15 protein-coding genes are annotated in these 17,058 nt (G+C 66.0%); 8 read left to right on the top strand and 7 right to left on the bottom strand.

All coding sequences use genetic code 11. From position 1 onward, the window contains the following. Positions 1-357: 357 nt before the first annotated feature. The 3 genes from BCAL_RS04105 to BCAL_RS04095 all read left to right on the top strand — a co-directional run bounded on the left by BCAL_RS04105 (position 358) and on the right by BCAL_RS04095 (position 5,419). Entirely contained in the window at positions 358-660 is a 303-nt protein-coding gene (locus BCAL_RS04105; RefSeq protein ID WP_043165517.1) for a WhiB family transcriptional regulator, read from the top strand. Positions 661-761: 101 nt separating this feature from the next. Then, the gene (locus BCAL_RS04100) at positions 762-3,899 is read left to right on the top strand and encodes a glycosyltransferase family 2 protein (protein WP_420796808.1); all 3,138 of its coding nucleotides are present in this window, start codon (positions 762-764) and stop codon (positions 3,897-3,899) included. Next, positions 3,896-5,419, top strand: a complete 1,524-nt coding sequence (locus BCAL_RS04095) for a DUF5719 family protein (RefSeq protein ID WP_052119090.1) — start codon at positions 3,896-3,898, stop codon at positions 5,417-5,419. The genes BCAL_RS04100 and BCAL_RS04095 overlap by 4 nt, the downstream gene beginning before the upstream one ends. A gap of 3 nt (positions 5,420-5,422) precedes the next feature. Here BCAL_RS04095 and BCAL_RS04090 read toward each other — a convergent pair whose 3' ends face one another. Further along, entirely contained in the window at positions 5,423-5,851 is a 429-nt protein-coding gene (locus tag BCAL_RS04090; RefSeq protein WP_081887230.1) for a metallopeptidase family protein, read from the bottom strand. Between the two features lie 161 nt (positions 5,852-6,012). Here BCAL_RS04090 and BCAL_RS04085 point away from each other — a divergent pair, with 161 nt between their 5' ends. Further along, entirely contained in the window at positions 6,013-6,837 is an 825-nt protein-coding gene (locus tag BCAL_RS04085) for an HAD-IIB family hydrolase (protein WP_052119089.1), read from the top strand. A 60-nt stretch (positions 6,838-6,897) separates the two neighbouring features. Beyond that, entirely contained in the window at positions 6,898-7,587 is a 690-nt protein-coding gene (locus tag BCAL_RS04080) for a ComF family protein (protein ID WP_081887243.1), read from the top strand. Here BCAL_RS04080 and BCAL_RS04075 read toward each other — a convergent pair. Genes BCAL_RS04075 through glgB form a run of 3 tightly spaced genes read right to left on the bottom strand, consistent with a single transcriptional unit; the run spans position 7,560 to position 11,695 of the window. Continuing rightward, the gene (locus BCAL_RS04075) at positions 7,560-8,639 is read right to left on the bottom strand and encodes a sensor histidine kinase (RefSeq protein WP_043165395.1); all 1,080 of its coding nucleotides are present in this window, start codon (positions 8,637-8,639) and stop codon (positions 7,560-7,562) included. The two genes, BCAL_RS04080 and BCAL_RS04075, sit on opposite strands and share 28 nt — an antisense overlap. A gap of 11 nt (positions 8,640-8,650) precedes the next feature. Continuing rightward, positions 8,651-9,406: a response regulator transcription factor gene (locus BCAL_RS04070; RefSeq protein WP_043165393.1), complete on the bottom strand. Its 756-nt coding sequence runs from the start codon at positions 9,404-9,406 to the stop codon at positions 8,651-8,653. Between the two features lie 33 nt (positions 9,407-9,439). Continuing rightward, positions 9,440-11,695 carry a 1,4-alpha-glucan branching protein GlgB gene (gene glgB, locus BCAL_RS04065; protein WP_043165509.1) on the bottom strand — a complete coding sequence of 752 codons (2,256 nt, stop codon included), beginning with the start codon at positions 11,693-11,695 and terminating at the stop codon, positions 9,440-9,442. A gap of 140 nt (positions 11,696-11,835) precedes the next feature. Here glgB and BCAL_RS04060 point away from each other — a divergent pair, with 140 nt between their 5' ends. Continuing rightward, the gene (locus tag BCAL_RS04060) at positions 11,836-12,432 is read left to right on the top strand and encodes a CarD family transcriptional regulator (RefSeq protein ID WP_043165390.1); all 597 of its coding nucleotides are present in this window, start codon (positions 11,836-11,838) and stop codon (positions 12,430-12,432) included. Continuing rightward, the gene (ispF, locus tag BCAL_RS04055) at positions 12,432-12,926 is read left to right on the top strand and encodes a 2-C-methyl-D-erythritol 2,4-cyclodiphosphate synthase (protein ID WP_043165388.1); all 495 of its coding nucleotides are present in this window, start codon (positions 12,432-12,434) and stop codon (positions 12,924-12,926) included. Before BCAL_RS04060 ends, ispF begins: the two co-directional genes overlap by 1 nt. Before the next feature lies 1 nt (position 12,927). Here the strand turns inward: ispF and BCAL_RS04050 are convergent, their stop codons facing one another. The 3 genes from BCAL_RS04050 to BCAL_RS04040 form a co-directional block, all read right to left on the bottom strand. Continuing rightward, a complete protein-coding gene (locus BCAL_RS04050) occupies positions 12,928-13,764 on the bottom strand; it encodes a metal ABC transporter permease (protein WP_043165386.1) in 837 nt (278 codons plus the stop codon). 26 nt (positions 13,765-13,790) lie between these two features. Then, entirely contained in the window at positions 13,791-14,747 is a 957-nt protein-coding gene (locus tag BCAL_RS04045; protein ID WP_052119087.1) for an ABC transporter ATP-binding protein, read from the bottom strand. Between the two features lie 113 nt (positions 14,748-14,860). Then, positions 14,861-15,997 carry a metal ABC transporter solute-binding protein, Zn/Mn family gene (locus BCAL_RS04040; RefSeq protein WP_052119086.1) on the bottom strand — a complete coding sequence of 379 codons (1,137 nt, stop codon included), beginning with the start codon at positions 15,995-15,997 and terminating at the stop codon, positions 14,861-14,863. Between the two features lie 167 nt (positions 15,998-16,164). On the opposite strand from BCAL_RS04040, the gene BCAL_RS04035 reads away from it, so the two are divergent. Further along, complete coding sequence (locus BCAL_RS04035) at positions 16,165-17,049, top strand: bifunctional methylenetetrahydrofolate dehydrogenase/methenyltetrahydrofolate cyclohydrolase (protein WP_043165384.1); 885 nt, start codon at positions 16,165-16,167, stop codon at positions 17,047-17,049. Positions 17,050-17,058: the final 9 nt, after the last annotated feature.

Genomic DNA, 17,058 nt, shown 5'->3' with positions numbered 1-17,058 from the left:
AAACCTTCCTATCGGGGTCAAATCCTCTCGATTGTACGGCAGACGAGAGAAAACGACGTCTGAACGGGCGTTGCCTCGCGGATGCGGGAATCGACCTTCACCGAATTTCCCCGAAGTACGCAATACCGCCACCTTGTTCGATACCACATCCAAGAACGCCGTCCCGGACAGGCGTATGCGTACCGCGCCGGACCGTATTACAGTGGACAGACCGCACTCAAGCGGTGACGCCCGGGCTTATACCACACATCATGCCGAATGGTCGTACCAACACGGGTCCACTTGACAAACGGGAAATCGCATGTGTGTAATTTAGTGGCGTGAACAGGCCCGGCGAGGCTAAGGAGGATGATGCGCATGTGGGGGATTGCCGATGATTCCGCCGACGAGCCTTTGAACGAGCTACTGTGGGGGTTGTTCTCACCGGACGGCGACATCTCCTGGCAGCACAAGGCGCTATGCTCGCAGACCGATCCGGAGGCGTTCTTCCCCGAGAAGGGCGGCTCCACGCGCGACGCCAAGCGGGTGTGCGCGCAGTGCGAGGTACGTGAGCAGTGCCTCCAATGGGCCATCGACCATGACGAGCGCTTCGGCATCTGGGGCGGCATGAGCGAACGGGAACGCCGCCGGTACAAGAAGACCCACAAGGAGCAGGCGTGAGCGCGGATCGAGATGATCTCGGCACCGAACCGTCCGGCATTACCGGTATCAGCGGTATCAGCGGTGCGGACGGATCGAACGAAACGAACGGAGCCAACGGCGTGGCCGAACCCGGCATCGCGGCCGCAAGCGTGCGTCGCATCGTCAACGACGCCCTGTCCTCACGCCCCTACACGCATACGCAGAGCGTCGAACGATCCGTCGCCGCGCTGATCACCGTCGAAAGGGACCTACGCTTCCTGCCGGCCACACTGGCGGCCGTACTGCGTCAGAGCGTGCTTCCCGGCGCCATCATCATCGCCGACTGCACGGGAGAGACGTCGCATCCGATCGAACTGTCGTTCGAGGTCGTCTCGGCCGGTTCCGAACCGCTCGACAGCTTCCCGGAGGCCTCGTCCATCAGCGTGCAGCTGGTGCGCGCGCAGGGGGCGCGCTCCTTCGGCGAGGCCGTCTCACACGCGATCGAGCAGGCGAGGATCGACTACTCCACGCAGATGCTGTGGCTGCTGCACGACGACTCGCGTCCCGCCGACGACCGTTGCCTGGAGCAACTGGTCGAGACGTGGCGCAACACGCCGGGTGCCACGCTGATCGGCGCCAAGCAGCTCGACTGGGAGGGCACCCACCTGCACAACGTCGGCGCCTACGCGGCCGGTCACGGCACGCACACGCTCGTCGTGGACGGCGAACCCGATCAGGAGCAGTACGACACCCGAACCGACGTGTTCCGTGTCTCGATGGCCGGCGCGCTCGTCCCGCTGGACATCGCCCGATCCTCGAGGGGCCTGTCCAACTGGTTCACCACATACGCGCAGGGCGCGGACCTGTGCCGCAGAATCTGCCGTTCGGGAGGCCGCGTCGTCGTCGCCCCGCGCGCACGCATCGCCCACCGCCGCGCACGCTTCGAGGGACTGCGCACCCGCAACGGCGAGCCCGCCCAGGACGGCGAGCTCAACCCCTCGATGAGGGTGCTCGGCGCATGGCAGCGCTACCGCTACACCGACATCCCCATGCCCCTATGGCCGTTGGTGTGGGTGATTTCGCTCGTGACCGCCATCGGCCGGGCGCTCAGACGCTTTGCCGCGAAGCAGCCGTACGAGGGACTGTGCGAACTGTGCCTGCCCTGGCGTGCTCTGGCCGGCGTGATCGGCGGCGTCAACGCACGCCGGGCCGTGGCGTTGCAGACCTCGGTGACACATCGTCAGCTCGCCGTGCTGACCGTTACCCGCGACCAGCTGGCCCGCTGGCGCGAACGCGCACGCGCACTGGAGGAGCAGCGCGGCACCGTGCTGCTCAGCCCGCTGGTCCGATCCCATCTGCGCATGCGCCTGATCCGACGCTGGGGACTCGCCTGCGCGATGGCCGCCGTGGCGTTCCTCGTCGTGCTCGCGCTTGACTGGTCCCTGTTCCGTTCCGCGATGGGCGGCGGATCGCTGCACTCGGCGCAATGGCTGCCGACGAACGTCCCCTTTGGCGCACTGGCCGAGGCAGCGACGACCCAATGGGTGTGGGGCATCGGATCCGGCATCGCCGCCCCGCCCGCACCATGGCTGTGGGTGCTGCTCGCCGCCTCCGTCCTCACCGGCGGGCACGTCGCCGCGGCCACCACGCTGCTCTTCTTCCTGTCGGCCCCCATGGCCGCGTTCGCGTTCTGGGCGCTGGCGGGCATCTTCACCCGCTCCGACGCGGTACGCGTCATCACCGGACTCATGTGGGTGTCGTTCGCCCTGGCGCTCGGCCTGTACACGACCGCCAACCTGCCGATGCTCACCGTGATGGTGTTCCTGCCGGCCGCATTCGCCTTCACCTTCCGCGCCGTGGGCCTCTACCACACCGAGGACCGAATCCACCCGCACCGTTCCGTGCAGGCCGCCGCGGCCGCCGCACTGTGCTACATGCCGACGGTCGCCGCCGAACCCCAGCTGCTCATCCCGCTGCTGGCGGTCTTCCTCGTCTTCCTGCTGTTCGTGCCGCGCCACCGCCCGATGCTGCTGCTCATGCCGCTGCCGGCGGCCCTGCTCGCCGCACCCACGCTCGTCAACGCCATCCGCCACGCCGAAGCGGGCGAATGGCGCCAGCTGTTCGGCGACATGACGCTGCCGTTGTCCGATGTGAACGGACACCCGGCCGCACTGAACCTCACCGACGTCATCGTGCGCGCCTTCGGCTTCGACGAACACGCCGGATTCACGTGGACGGCGTTCATCGCCGACCCCTTCGCCTCCGCCACGTTCGTCGCGCTCGCACTGCTCGTCGCGCTCGCCGTCGTCTCGCTGTTCCTGCCGTTCGCGCTGCGCGCCTCCCGCATGATGTGGATCGTGATCGTGGCGGGCGGCGCTCTGAGCCTGCTGTCGGCGCGCGTCGCGATCGGCGTGGACCAGCGCGGTGCGATCGCCGGATCGGTGGTTCCCGGATTGGTGTTCGCGGTGCTCGGCGCGCTCTCCTGCGTGTGTCTGGTGGCCGGGGGCGCCGTACGACGCTTCGTCGAGCTGCGTGAATCCTCCACGCACGAGTCGACTCGCGTGGAGACACGCAGGAAGTCCGTCGAACGGGTCCGTCACGGATTCGTCGTCGCCGGACGCACACTGCTGTGCTGCGTGTTGGCCATAGGAACCGTCTCGTGGATCGGCTTCTCCACTGCGCGCCATATCTCCGGTGCGGTGTCGGTGAGCGATTCGGGACTGCCGATGGTCGCGATGGACGCGCTCGAACGGACGCCGAACCAGCGTGTGCTGGCGCTTGACGCCGAATCGCACACCGATGTCAGCTACGCCATCATGCACACCTCGCGCGGCGACCTGGTCGACTCCTCGCCCGCGTGGAGGGCGCGTCAGGCGGTCGGCCAGTATGACGGCGACGACCTGAAGATCGGCGAGCTCGCCTCGCGTCTGCTGTCGAACAGCGATTCCGATGCAATCAACGAGCTGACCGCCATGGGCTTCGGCGGACTCTTCGTCGTCACCGACGGCGCCGGTTCGTCCCAGCTGTCCACCAACATCACCGCCTCGGACGGCACGCAGGCCGTCGTCACCGACACGGACGGCACCTACTATCGTCTCACCGCCGCCGAAGGCAACGCGATAGGCGTCGACGAGACTCATCTCAACGAGATGCGCCGCAGCCCGTGGCGGTTCGCCTGGCTGACGAGTCTGGGCGTGATCACATTGCTGTACGTGCTCGTGGCGGCGCCACGCCGTCACGATGAAGCGCTCCGTCAGGAGCGTGAGGGGGAGGCATGAACCAGACCACATCACCCATCGCCTCGCGCCTATGGCGTGTCGCACGTGTCGTCCTCGCGACGTTGACCAGCGTCGTGCTGATCGCCGCCTTCGTCTGGCTGTCCATCGGGTCGATGCCGCAGTGGTTCGTCGATCGCGCCACATCGGGCGTCGTCGCCTCGCACCGCATCATCCAGCAGACGGTGCAGTCGTATTGCCCCGCCCGTATGACGCTGCCCGACGCCACCGATTGGGGCGACAGCGAATACCGCGCCTCTGACGGCGACCTGACCACCTCGGCGTCGTTCGCCGCGTTCGGATCGGTCTACGCCTCCACGGCCTCTCCGTTCAGCGCATCCTCCTCGGACGCCGTCCTCTCGCTCAAGGCCCCCGCCAATCCGCGCAGCACGGATGCCATGGTGGGACGCGACAAGGTCGACTCCGACCGTCTGCTCGAGACCAACCTGCTCGAGGCCTCCGAGGGATCCGGCCACGCCGGCGTCATCGCCTCGCACGCCTCCAAGGGCGACCTGCGCGGCATCTCCGCCGCCACCTGCGTCACTCCGTCGATGAGCAGCTCGTTCCTGCTGCCGGGTACCGGTACCGGTGCCAGCCGCCGCATGACGATCGCCAACCCGTCTTCGAAGGCCACGACCGTCTCGCTCAAGGTGATCGGTACGTCGTCCTCCGGCACGATGAGCCTGTCCACCTCCGGCACCGCCACCGTGGCGGCCGGCGGCACCACCGTCGTCGACCTGTCTGCGGCGGCCCCCGATCAGGACGGTCTGTATGTGACCATCACCAGCGACGTGATGCCCGTGGCCGCATACGTGGCCTCCGTCAACGCCGATGGGCTGACGCCGAAGGGCTCCGATTTCACGATGCCCTCCTCGGCCGCCTCGACGCTCAACGCGATTCCCTCGGTGTCGCAGGATGACGAGATCACACTGTATGCCTACGGCAGCAAGGCCGGGGATGTGAATCTCTCGTGGGTCACCGACGACGGCCTCTCCTCGATCGGCAGAAAGGCCCTCAAGGACGGGCGCGTCACCGTCCTCGACCTCGGCAAGGCCCCCAAGGGGGCCCGTGGCATCCTCGCCACCGGCGACGACGATTTCGTCGCCTCGGCCCGCGCCATCCGGTCCGGGGCCGACGGTCAGGAGGACTTCGCCTCCCTCGCCGCGGTCCCCGTGTCTCACTTCGACGGCGCCGCCCTGCCCGACGGGCTCGACGCGACGATCACCCTCATCAACACCACCAACAAGGAGACCACCGTCACGCTGACCTTCATGGACGACACCGGCAAGGCCGGCGACGCGAAGGACGTGACCATCAAGGCCAACGGCGCCTCCACGCTCAAGGGCGAGGGCGATGCCGTGCTCGTCGAAAGCGCGGACAGGGCGGTCGCATGGGGCGTGCGGCTGGGCGGCGGCGGACTCGACGGCGCCAAGGTGGCGGGTCTTGCCGCCTACGAACCGAGTTCGCTCACCGTGCGCGAGGCGACGATCCGCTCCACCCAGGACAACACCATCGTCCGCTAGACCCTACCACTCGAAGTCCGGATCGATCTCCTCGGGCCTGCGCCCGTACAGCTCCGCCAGCCGGATGACCAGTTCATCGCGGATCGCCCACTGCAGCTCATCGCGCCCCCGCGTACGCGACTGCAGCGGCATCCGGTAGAGCACGATACGCGCCGGCGCGCCATGATCGGCCGGGAACGCGCGCGAATTGAGACTCGGCTCCGTCTCCCACGGCACCGGATCGGACGGCGGCACGTCCTCCACGGCGAACTGCACCGGCTTGATCAGGTCCGGCCACGCCTCCGCGAGACGGCGGATGTGCGCGGCGACCAGATCGTCGAATATGCCGGAACGCGTACGGTATCGTGGCAAACGTGTGCCGAACATGGGGGTACGCGTGCCGCGTCCATGACGATTGCGGTAGACTCGTTCATTCCAAGGGGCATCAAGCATGCCCTCCACTGTAGGTCAAGGCGGCGAGGAACGCCCGATGCCGGTGCGGTTGCGCTAGGATACCGTTACAGCGGTGCAATCGCACGATGACACTGCGGGCGGTGGCGTTGCGGGTGGTGGCGTTGTGGATCGCGCCGGGAACCGGATGGGAGGTACGGTCGATGATCAAGCCGTGGAACGAATGGGATCTGGATGCTCTGGCTGCCCATACCCGACTTGTCGGATTCGATCTGGACAACACGCTTGCCAATTCCAAGCTGCCGATGAAGCCTCAGATGGCCTCCCGGTTCTCCGAACTCACCCGTCGCATTCCGGTGGCGGTCATCACCGGCGGACGATACTCACTCGTCGTCAGCCAGATCCTCGACGTGCTGGAGGATCGGGCGATCCTCGCGAATCTTCATCTGATGCCCACCAGCGGCACCCGATATCTGCGCTGGAACGGGCACGAGTGGTCCTGCGTCTTCAGCCATGATCTCGATGCCGACCAGCGTGCCCGCGCCGCCGCCAGTCTGGAGCGTCACGCACGCGAGCAGGGACTGTGGCTCGAGCACGTCTGGGGCGAACGCATCGAGGACCGCGGCTCGCAGATCACGTTCTCCGTGCTCGGCCAGCAGGCCCCGCTCGAGGCCAAGCAGGCATTCGACCCGACCGGTGAGCTCAAGGAGCGTCTGGCCCGGGCCGTGGCCGACGACCTGCCCGATCTCAAGGTGCATGCGGGCGGCTACACCAGCGTCGACGTGGCTGGCCGTGGCATCGACAAGGCGTTCGCCATTCGCGAGCTCGCCGCATGCACCGGCATTCAGGTGGCGGATATCGTCTTCGTCGGCGACCGTATGACGCCTGGCGGCAATGATTACCCCGCCGCCGAAGCAGGTGCGATGGGCGTCGCAGTCTCCTGTCCGGCCGATACGATCCGCTTCGTCGACGGTCTGCTCGAACGTCTGCCTGAATGGCATCCCGAACAGCCGCCGCGTCAGGCGTAGTCGCTGATCATGAACGGGGGAAGCGGCGTATCCGGCAGAACATCCGGCGTGTTCGTGAGCATGCTGGGATTGCTGCTGCCGCGCGGATGCGCAGGCTGCGATCGGCCCGACGAAACGCTCTGCCCCTCATGCCGAGACCTGTTCGACCAGGTGATCGCCCTGCCGTTCCCCGCAGCCGTGACGGGATATGCCTACGCCGGCGCCGTCTATGGCGGAAACGTCCGTCGTGCGATTCTCGCATGGAAGGATCACGGCGATGAGGAATGCGACCGCGAGTTCGCGCAGTGCATCGTCGCGCTCGCACGTCGCGCGCTGCCGATCGAGGGGGTGGCCTTGGACGGCGCGCTGCTCGTCGTTCCCGCGCCCTCATCGGCCAGTTCCTTGGCCGAACGCGGACGGCGTCATCTGATGCCGCTGGCGAGGGCCGTCGCGGCCTACTACCGATCGTCGGGTCTTGATGCACGGGTGGATCCGGCATTGCGGATCGCCGCCCGCGTCGTCGACGGCAAGGCCGTGGAGACCGCCGGCGCGGATCAGCGCGCCTCACGAATGGGCGGGCGATTGACGGTGCGCAATCGTTCCTTGAGCCGGGTGGCTGGACGAACGGTCGTCATCGTCGACGATATCGTGACGACTGGTGCCACGATGCGCGCCTGTGCCGTCGCATTGGAGACGGCGGGCGCGCGGGTTCTGGCGGGGTTGGCGCTGGCCGCGACCCCGCACTATGACTCCGACTCTCCCGCGTCGTGATGCTTCGGCAGGACGATCTCGAAATCGGCGCCACGCACGTCATCGACCACCCGTACGGTGCCACCGTGCAGCTGCGCGGCCCATCGTGCGATCGACAGTCCCAGACCGGTGCCGCCTGACTCGGTGCCGGGACCGGATTTGCCCTTGACGAACCGGCGGAAGATGTCGGAACGGATCTCGGGAGCGATACGCGAGCCGAAATTGACGACGTTCGTGACCACGGTGCCGTGTCCGACGTCCTCGTGCACCTCGACAAGCACCGTCGTGCCGTCGGGGGAGTGCTTGAGCGCATTGCCGATGATATTGGTGAACAGCTGCCTCAGACGGTCCTGATCGCCCTCCATCTCGATGTCGTCGTTCACCCGTACGTGGATGTCGTGCGCGTGCCCGCCGTCCGCCAGCTCCAGCGGTTCGATCGTATCGTCGAGGAAGTCGGCGAAGTTGAACCGTTCGATCTCGAGGCTCGCGGCGCCCGCCTCCATACGGCTCAGATCGAGCAGGAAGGCGATGAGATCGGTGAGCCGCTGCGTCTGGTCGAGGATGCCTTCGAGATTCGCGGGCGTGGGGTCGGTCACGCCGTCGGCCATGTTCTCGACCTGAGCCTGCAGGGCGGAGACCGGCGTGCGCAGCTCGTGGCTGACGTTGGCGATGAGGTCGCGGCGGGTCTGATCGGCGTGCTGGAGTTCGGCGGCCATCTCATTGAATGATCGGGCCAGCTGGCCCACCTCGTCGTGGCTGGACTCGTCCATGGGAACGCGCACGGTGTAGTCGCCGTCGGCCATCGCCTCGGCGGCGTCGCGCAGCTGGCGCAGACGTGCGGTGAGCCCGCGTGAGAAGTAGTAGGTGATGCCGAGCGCCACGATGAGGGCGACTGGCATGGCGATCCATCCGCTCCAGCCGAATTTGAGCAGGAACCAGCACATCGCGAATGCGATGGCGGTGGCGATGACGATCAGTGCGCCCAGTTCGAGCTTGAGCGAGGAGAACATGCCGAGAGGGCGCACGCGGCGAACGCGTGCGCCCTCTCTTACGGGGTAGTGTGGTGCGGCCATGGGCTTGGAGCTCACTTGCCGGGCTGTTCGGATGCGGTCTCGGTCTGCGGTGCCGGAGGCTCGAAGGCGTATCCGACGCCGTGGACGGTGCGGATCATGTCCGGGCCGAGCTTGTGGCGCAGTGCCTTGACATGGCTGTCGACGGTGCGGGTGCCCGAGGCATCGACCCAGTCCCAGACCTCCTCGAGCAGCTGTTCGCGCTTGAGGACCGACTTGGGCTTGCGCGCCAGCGTGGCCAGCAGGTCGAACTCGGTGGGGGTCAGGTGCACGAAGGTGCCGTTGACGCTCACCGTACGCTGCGCAGGATCGATGACCAGCGAGCCGAAGTCGAGGATCTTCTCGTTCTCCGCGTTCTTGGCGATGACCTTGGCGCGTTCGACGCGGCGCAGCAACGCCTTGCATCGGGCGATGAGCTCGCGCATCGAGAACGGTTTGGTCATGTAGTCGTCCGCGCCGGCGCCCAGACCGATGACCTTGTCCGCCTCGTCGTCGCGGGCGGTGAGGATGAGCACCGGCACCGGACGGGCGGCCACGATGCGCTTGGTGGCCTCCAGTCCGTCCATCACCGGCAGCATGATGTCCATGATCACCAGATCGGGCTTGAGCTGACTGGCCGCCTGAACGGCGCTGGCGCCGTCACCGGCAACGCGTGCGGTCCACCCTTCGGTGGCCAGGCGTTGCGCGATGGCGGTCGCCAGCGTGGGTTCGTCCTCGACGACCAGCACGGTGCGCGGCGTTGTCTGTTGACGTGCCGTGGTATTGAGCATGGTTTCTGTTTCCGCCTTTCGACTGTGTATGAATCAGTCTTCTGGCTTCAAGAATACAGCTCCAAGCGCGGGGACGGTGATTTTCGCCGAGGCCGGACGCGAATGGTATTCGCCGGCATCCGCCTCGAAGGTGCCGTTGGAGATGCCTGAACCGCCGTACTTCTTGTCGTCGGTGGTGAACACCTCGGTCCACTTGCCGCCCTTGGGCAGGGCCACCTGATAGTCCTGCCACGCCTCGCCGGCGAAGTTGACGACCACCGCGAGCTGCTCGCCCTTCGAACCGATGCGCAGGAAGCTCAGCGTGTTGTGGTCGGCGTCGTCGCTGGTGAGCCACTGGAAGCCCTCGGGGGTGAAGTCCTGGGTCCACAGGGCCGGGTGCTTCTTGTAGAACTCGTTGAGGTCGGCGACCATCTGCTGCACGCCGATGTGGTCCTGCCAGTCGAGGCACGCCCAGTCGATGGAGTTGTTGTAGTCCCATTCGCCCCACTGCGCGAGCTCGTTGCCCATGAACGTGAGCTTCTTGCCCGGATGCGCCCACTGGTAGGCGAACAGGGAGCGCACGCCGGCGTACTTGTCCCAGCCGTTGCCCGGCATCTTGCCGTACAGCGAGCCCTTGCCGTACACGACCTCGTCGTGGCTCAGCGGCAGCACGTAGTGCTCGGAGTAGGCGTACACCATCGAGAAGGTGATTTCGTTGTGGTGCCACTTGCGGTTGATCGGCGTCTCGTGCAGGTACTCGAGCGTGTCGTGCATCCAGCCCATGTTCCACTTGAGGCCGAAGCCGACGCCGCCGGCGCTCGTCGGGGCGGTGATGCCCGCGTACGCGGTGGACTCCTCGGCGATCATCATGATGCCCGGGTTGTTCTTGTACGCGGTGGCGTTGGCCTCCTTGAGGAAGTCGATGGCCTCGAGGTTCTCGCGGCCGCCGTAGATGTTCGGGTGCCACTGGCCGGGCTGGCGGCTGTAGTCGAGGTAGAGCATCGAGCTGACGGCGTCGACGCGCAGCGCGTCGACGTGGTATTCGCCCAGCCAGAAGCAGGCGTCGGCCACGAGGAAGTTCCTCACCTCGTTGCGCCCGAAGTTGAAGATGTAGGTGCCCCAGTCCGGGTGCTCGCCACGGGTCGGATCCGGATCCTCGTACAGCGGGGTGCCGTCGAAGCGTCCGAGCGCGAAGGAGTCCTTCGGGAAGTGGGCCGGGACCCAGTCCATGATCACGCCGATGCCGGCCTCGTGCAGCTTGTCGACGAGGTACTTGAAGTCGTCCGGGGAGCCCAGACGGGAGTCGACCGCGTAGTAGCCGGTGACCTGATAGCCCCAGGAGCCAGTGAACGGGTACTGCGTCAGCGGCATGAACTCCACGTGGGTGAAGCCGAGCTTGGTGACGTAGGGGACCAGCTTGTCGGCCAGCTCGCGGTAGTTCTTCACGTCCTTGCGCCAGCTGTGCGCGTTCATCTCGTAGATCGCGATCGGACGGTCCATCGGATCGGTGACGCGGCGGTGGTCCATCCATGCGTCATCGCCCCATTCATGCTGCGATTCGACGACGATCGAACCGGTCGCCGGCGGCACCTCGTGGGAGCGCTCCATCGGGTCGGCCTTCTCGACCCATTCGTGGTTGGCGTTGAGGATCTGGTACTTGTACACCTCGCCGGCCTTGACGCCCGGGATGAAGATCTCCCACACGCCGGAGGAGCCGAGCTCGCGCATCGCGTGGCGGCGGCCGTTCCAACCGTTGAAGTTGCCGATCACGCGCACCGCGTGGGCGTTCGGCGCCCACACGGCGAAGGAGACGCCCTCGACCTGCTCGCCGGGCGTGCCGTCGGCGCCGCCCATCGGATCGTCATAGCGCAACACGTGCGCGCCGAGCATGTCCCACAGACGCTCGTGGCGGCCCTCGCCGAACAGGTACATGTCCATGTCGCCGACGGTGGGCAGGTAGCGGTACGGATCGTCCTCGACGTGCTCGACGCCGTCCTCGTACGAGTACTTGATGCGGTAGACGGGCACGCCGTAGCCGTCCTCCGTCTTGAGGGACGGCACCACGGCCACGAATACGCCGTTGTACTCGTGCACGGCGGGGAATTCGGCGTTCTGGGTCAGGACGGAGACGGACTTCGCATTCGGGCACAGGACTCGAATGGTCGTGTATGCGGCGAACTTGTCCTCTCCCAGATGTCCGCCGAGGACCTCGTGGGGGTTGTAGTACTCCGCGTTGCTGACCTGGGTGAGCGCACCCTGGTCAACGGGCACTGCAAAGGAATCGTCATTGATGTTTGTGTTAGTAGCCATGCCCATAGTGTACGGCTACAAACGTTATCATCGTGGAATTGGCGCGTCGCATCGTGGACGTTTCCGGCTCAATACGCAGGTCCACGGGGTGTGGCATACTTTTTCAGGTTTTTTCTGCAGTCTGCTCCAGCGGAGGTTTCATGGGTTACAAGGTCGGCGATATGGTCGTCTATCCGCGTCATGGCGCGGCGAGGGTCGAGGCGGTCACCGAACGAACCGTGAGAGGGGTCACCCGCGAATACCTGCAGCTGTCGGTGCTGTCCTCCGACGGCCTGGTGATCAACGTGCCGGTCGACAACGCGAAGAAGGTCGGCGTCCGAGACATCGTCGACGCGAACGAGGTCGCCACGGTGTTCGAGATCCTGCGCACCCCCATCGTCGAGAAGGAGATGAACTGGTCCCGTCGCTACAAGCTGAACGTCGAGAAGATCGCCACCGGTGACGTCAACAAGATCGCCGAGGTGGTGCGTGATCTGGCGCAGCGCGACGTGGACGAGCACGGTCTGTCCGCGGGCGAGAAGCGCATGCTGACCAAGGCCCGTTCCATCCTCACCTCGGAGATCTCCCTGTCCGAGAAGATCGACGAGGAAGAGGCCCAGCGTCTGCTCGACGTGAATCTGGGCTACAGCGAGCCGAAGCCCGGCGATGAGAAGCATCACACCAAGGCCCCCGAGGAGGCGGCCTCGGAGACGATGGCCCGCATCGACGCCGAGAAGAAAAAGACCCGCAAGCGCTGATGCGCATCGGTCAGGGTTTCGACGCCCATCGTTTCGCCTCCGCTGACGCCGCGGAGGCCGTTGTACGCCCGTTGTGGCTCGCCGGCATCGAATGGCCCGGCGAGGGCAGCGGCATCGAGGGGGATTCCGACGGCGACGTAGCCGCGCACGCGCTGATCGACGCGCTGCTGTCGGCTTCCGGGCTCGGTGATATCGGTTCGTTGTTCGGCGTCGGGTCGAACGCTCACGGTGCCGGCATGCATGGTGTGGCCATGCTGCGCGAGACCGTCGCCTATCTTCAATCACATGGCTTCACGCCGTTCTCGGCGTCCGTCGCCATCATCGGCAACCGTCCGAAGATCGGCCGTCACCGTGCCGAGGCCGTTCGCGCGTTGTCCGAAGCGGTCGGATGCCCGGTATCCGTAACTGCCACCACCACCGACCGCATGGGATTCACCGGCCGAGGCGAAGGCATCGCCGCCATCGCCTCGGCTCTGGTTGAGGAGTGCGAATAACCTACCTGTGCCGCGCCGATTCGATCGCCTTGGCCACGGCCCAGATCAGGGTGGAGATCGTCACGATGATGAAGCTCGGGGGAGCGGGGAACATCGCGGCGAGCGCCAATCCGCCCCAGATCGAGATCAGGCAGATCACGCCGGAGACGATCATCGCCTTGAGCGGCGAGGCGACGAGGATGTTCGCCGCCGCCGCCGGGGTGATCACCAGCGCGAAGATGAGCAGCGTGCCCACCGCTGGCACGGCGATGGTGATGACGCCGGCCATGATCGCCATGAACGCGACGTTCATCCAGCCGATCGGCACGCCCTTGGCCTGCGCCACCTGCTCGTCGAGCGAGCTGAACAGCAGCGGACGGTAGATGATCGCCAGTGCCGCGAGCAGCACGACGTCGAAGATCGCGAATCCGAGGATCTGACCGTTGGTGATGGTCAGAATCGAACCGAACAGGATCGACTGCATCTGCTGGGATGCGGACGACGACAGTCGGGCGAAGAACAGGCCCAGACCGGTGGCGAACGCGAGCACCGTGCCGGTGGCGATCTCGCGTTCCGAAACGCGTTTGCCGAGCGCGCCGATGACGAGCGCGCCGCCGAGCGCGAACGCGCCCAGACCCACCGAGACCGGCAATCCGAGCAGGACCGCGCCAGTCGCGCCGGGCAGGCCGATGTGGGCCAACGCGTGCGCGGCGAACGTCGAATGGCGGGCGATGGTGAAGTAGCCCATCACGCCGGCCGCGAACGCGATGCACAGGCCGGCGAGAAACGCGTTGGTCATGAACGGCGCGGTGAGCGTGTCCATCCAATTGGGGTCGAAGCTGAAACTGATATGGCTCATCGTCACTCCTTTATGATGCCCTGATGTCAGATGCCCTTGATGCCCTTGATGTCTTGAGTGGCGTCCTGCGACGCGTCGTGCTCCGCGTACTGCGCATGGTGCATCGACGGCGTATGCGCGTGATGGTGCAGCTCGGCCACCTCGTCGACCGTGTGCATGTCCATCGGCTGGCCTTCCGGCTCGTCGAGCGAGGGGGTGACGAACATGTCGCCCTGCGGAGTGGTCACGACCTGCACGTTGGTGCCGTACAGGTGAGTGAGCAGCTGTGAGTCGAGCACCTTGCGCATGTCCGCGTAGTGGGGGTGCCCATCCAGCAGATAGACGGCTCCCGTCAGGATCGGCAGCAGCATGTTGAGGTCATGCGCCACGATCTGGATGGTCATGCCGAGCTCCTGGTTGAGACGGGCGAGCAGATGGGCCACCGAATGCTGGGACGCCAGATCGAGATTGGCAAGCGGCTCGTCGAGCATGAGCAGCTTGGGGTCGGAGACGATGGCCTGTGCGATGGCGACGCGCTGGCGCAGACCTCCCGAGAGCTCGGACAGACGGTATCCGGACTTGTCGTCGATGCCGACGAAGGCCATCGCCTGATGCGCCCGCGCACGCTGGGCTCTGGTGATCGGATGGATGCCGAAACGCGTGCCGGTCAGACCCAGCAGCACCGACTGTTCGGCCGTGAGGTTCGAGTCGATACCCGATGTGTAGCTCTGCGGCACGTAGCCGATGAGCCGGTTCGCCTCGCCCGCCGGTTTGCCGAGCACCGTGACCGAGCCCGAGGCGAGTGGGATCAGTCCCAGCTCCGCCTTCATCATCGTGGTCTTTCCCGTGCCGTTCGTGCCGACGATCGCGGTGACAGATCCGGCGGGGATGGCGAAGTCGCCATGCTGCCAGATCATCCTGTCACCGCGCCTGATCGCGGCGTCACGGAACACGATGGCGTCGGTGGGTGTGCTGGCGCCGGCGTCGCTGTGCCGATCGTTCATGCGATTCTCCTTCGCGGATCTGCCAGCGAATTCCTGCCGCTGGTCACTGTCCTGCCGAAAGGGGATTATCGCAAATGATGTTGACAACCGTTCTCAATAGCCCTGCTTGAGCCCTACTTGCCGGGGTCCTGCTGGCCGGCGTTGGAGCCGTCGTCGCCTCCGGTGCAGTCGCCGGTGCCGTCGCCGTTCGAGCAGCCGGTGGTCGCCGATCCGTCCGACTGGTCCTGGCTGGACTGGTCTCCGGACTGGTCCTGTCCGTCGGCTGGCGCGTCCGGATCGGTCTGCCCGTCGTTGGAGTCGTCGTCGTATTCCGGATCGACGGCCGTGAAGATCCTCTCGGTCAGATCCTCGATCCAGTCATCGAGCGTGTCGTACTTGTCGGGCATCTGCTCGCTGACATCCACCACCGGCACATCGGCCCTGCCGGCGGCGCCGGTGAGCATGTTCGTCGCGTCCGTGGCCTCCTGCGTGTTGTTGATCAGCACGTCGAGCTTCTTGTCCTCGACAAGCTTCTGGAAGGTCTGCAGATCCGCTGGCGCGATCTCGCCGCCGTTGGCCACCGCCTGCTCGTATCCGCGCGGGGTGACGTCCTCGAAGGACATGTCGCTCATCAGGTAGTAGACCACCGCCTCGGTGGCTGCGTAGCTGGCGTTCGGATGCGCCTTGGCGAACTTCGTCATCGCGGCGTCGAGATCGTCCTCCTCGGCCTGCCACGCCTTGAGACGCTTGGCGAATTCGGCCTTCTTCTTCGGCCGCGCCTTCGAGAACGCATCCGCCAGCTCCTTGGCCATGCCGCTGCGCGCGTCCTTCGAGAACCACAGATGCGGATTGTCGCCGTCCATCGCGCCGACGATCTGCGCCGCCGAGACGAGCGTGGAGTCGGAGGCGCGCGATTTCGTGGCCCACGTGTCGTACCCGGCACCGTTGGCCACGACGATCTCCGCCTTGCTCAGCGCGGCGAGATCCGAGGTCTTCGGCTCGAAGTCGTGCGCGTCCACGCCCGTCGAACTGAGCACCGAAGTGACCTTCACGTCGTCGCCGCCGATCTCCTCGGCGAGGGATCCCCACTGGTTGATCGATGCTACCACGGTGATTGCGCCGGTCTTCTCCTGCGTCTTCGTCTGGGAATCCGGCTGCTCGACCTGCGTGGTGTTCGAGGTGCCGCACGCTCCGGCTGCGAACAGCAGCGCCGATGCGATCAGCGCGGCCAGCGCCCCTCTCGTGGCCCGAGTGCGATGATTCCTGCTCATGTCTGCCGCCCTTTCCGATACTTGGAGTCCACTTCGACGAAACCGATCCGATACCTTATGGTCTTTATCGTAGTAGCATCCCGGTCCGTTCGATGGAGGTTTCCCGGTGAATCCGAACCGACCTGACAATCGACCTGAAAACCAACCTGACAAGAGGTGAGCGAGATATGGCCATACGACTTGACGGCAAAGCGGTGTCGGCGCAGATCAAGGAAGGGCTCCGGGCGCGCGTGGAACGGCTGAAGGCCGCCGGCGTCGAGCCGGGGCTGGGCACCCTGCTGGTGGGATCGGACCCCGGTTCGGTCAAGTACGTGGCCGGCAAGCACGCCGACTGCGCCGAGGTGGGCATCCGATCGATCAAGCACGAGCTGCCAGCCGACGCGAGCTTCGACGACATCGCCGCAGCCGTGAGGGACATGAACGAGGACCCCGCATGCACCGGATACATCGTGCAGCTGCCGCTGCCGCGCGGGATCGACGAGAACGCGATCATCGACCTGATCGACCCGGCCAAGGACGCCGACGGCATGCACCCGTACAATCTGGGCGAACTCGTGCTGCACGTGCGCGAGGACGTCACGACCCCGCTGCCGTGCACGCCGCGAGGCGTCATCGAACTGCTCGGCGCGTATGACATCGATCTCGCCGGCAAGGAGGTGTGCGTGCTCGGCCGCGGCATCACCATCGGCCGCACCATCGGGCTCATGCTCACGCGTCGTGCCGTCAACGCCACCGTCACGCTGTGCCACACCGGCACGCGCGACGTCGTCGACCATATGCGCCGCGCCGACGTGATCGTCGCCGCCATGGGCTCCGCCGGATTCGTCAAGCCGGACATGATCGCCGATGGCGCCGTGCTGCTCGATGTGGGCGTCTCTCGCGTCTACGACGATGAGGCCGGCCGCTGGCGCGTGAAGGGCGACATCGACAAGGCCTGCTACGACAAGGCCTCCGCCTACTCGCCGAACCCCGGGGGAGTGGGCCCCATGACCCGCGCCATGCTCCTGGCCAACGTCGTCGAGATGGCCGAACGGCAACTGCGACACGCCTAGGATTTCGCT

Origin of the sequence: Bifidobacterium callitrichos DSM 23973, assembly GCF_000741175.1 — a bacterium.
Lineage (GTDB): Bacteria > Actinomycetota > Actinomycetes > Actinomycetales > Bifidobacteriaceae > Bifidobacterium > Bifidobacterium callitrichos.
Note: the sequence above shows the minus strand (reverse complement) of the source record. Positions and strands in the feature narration are given on the sequence as shown.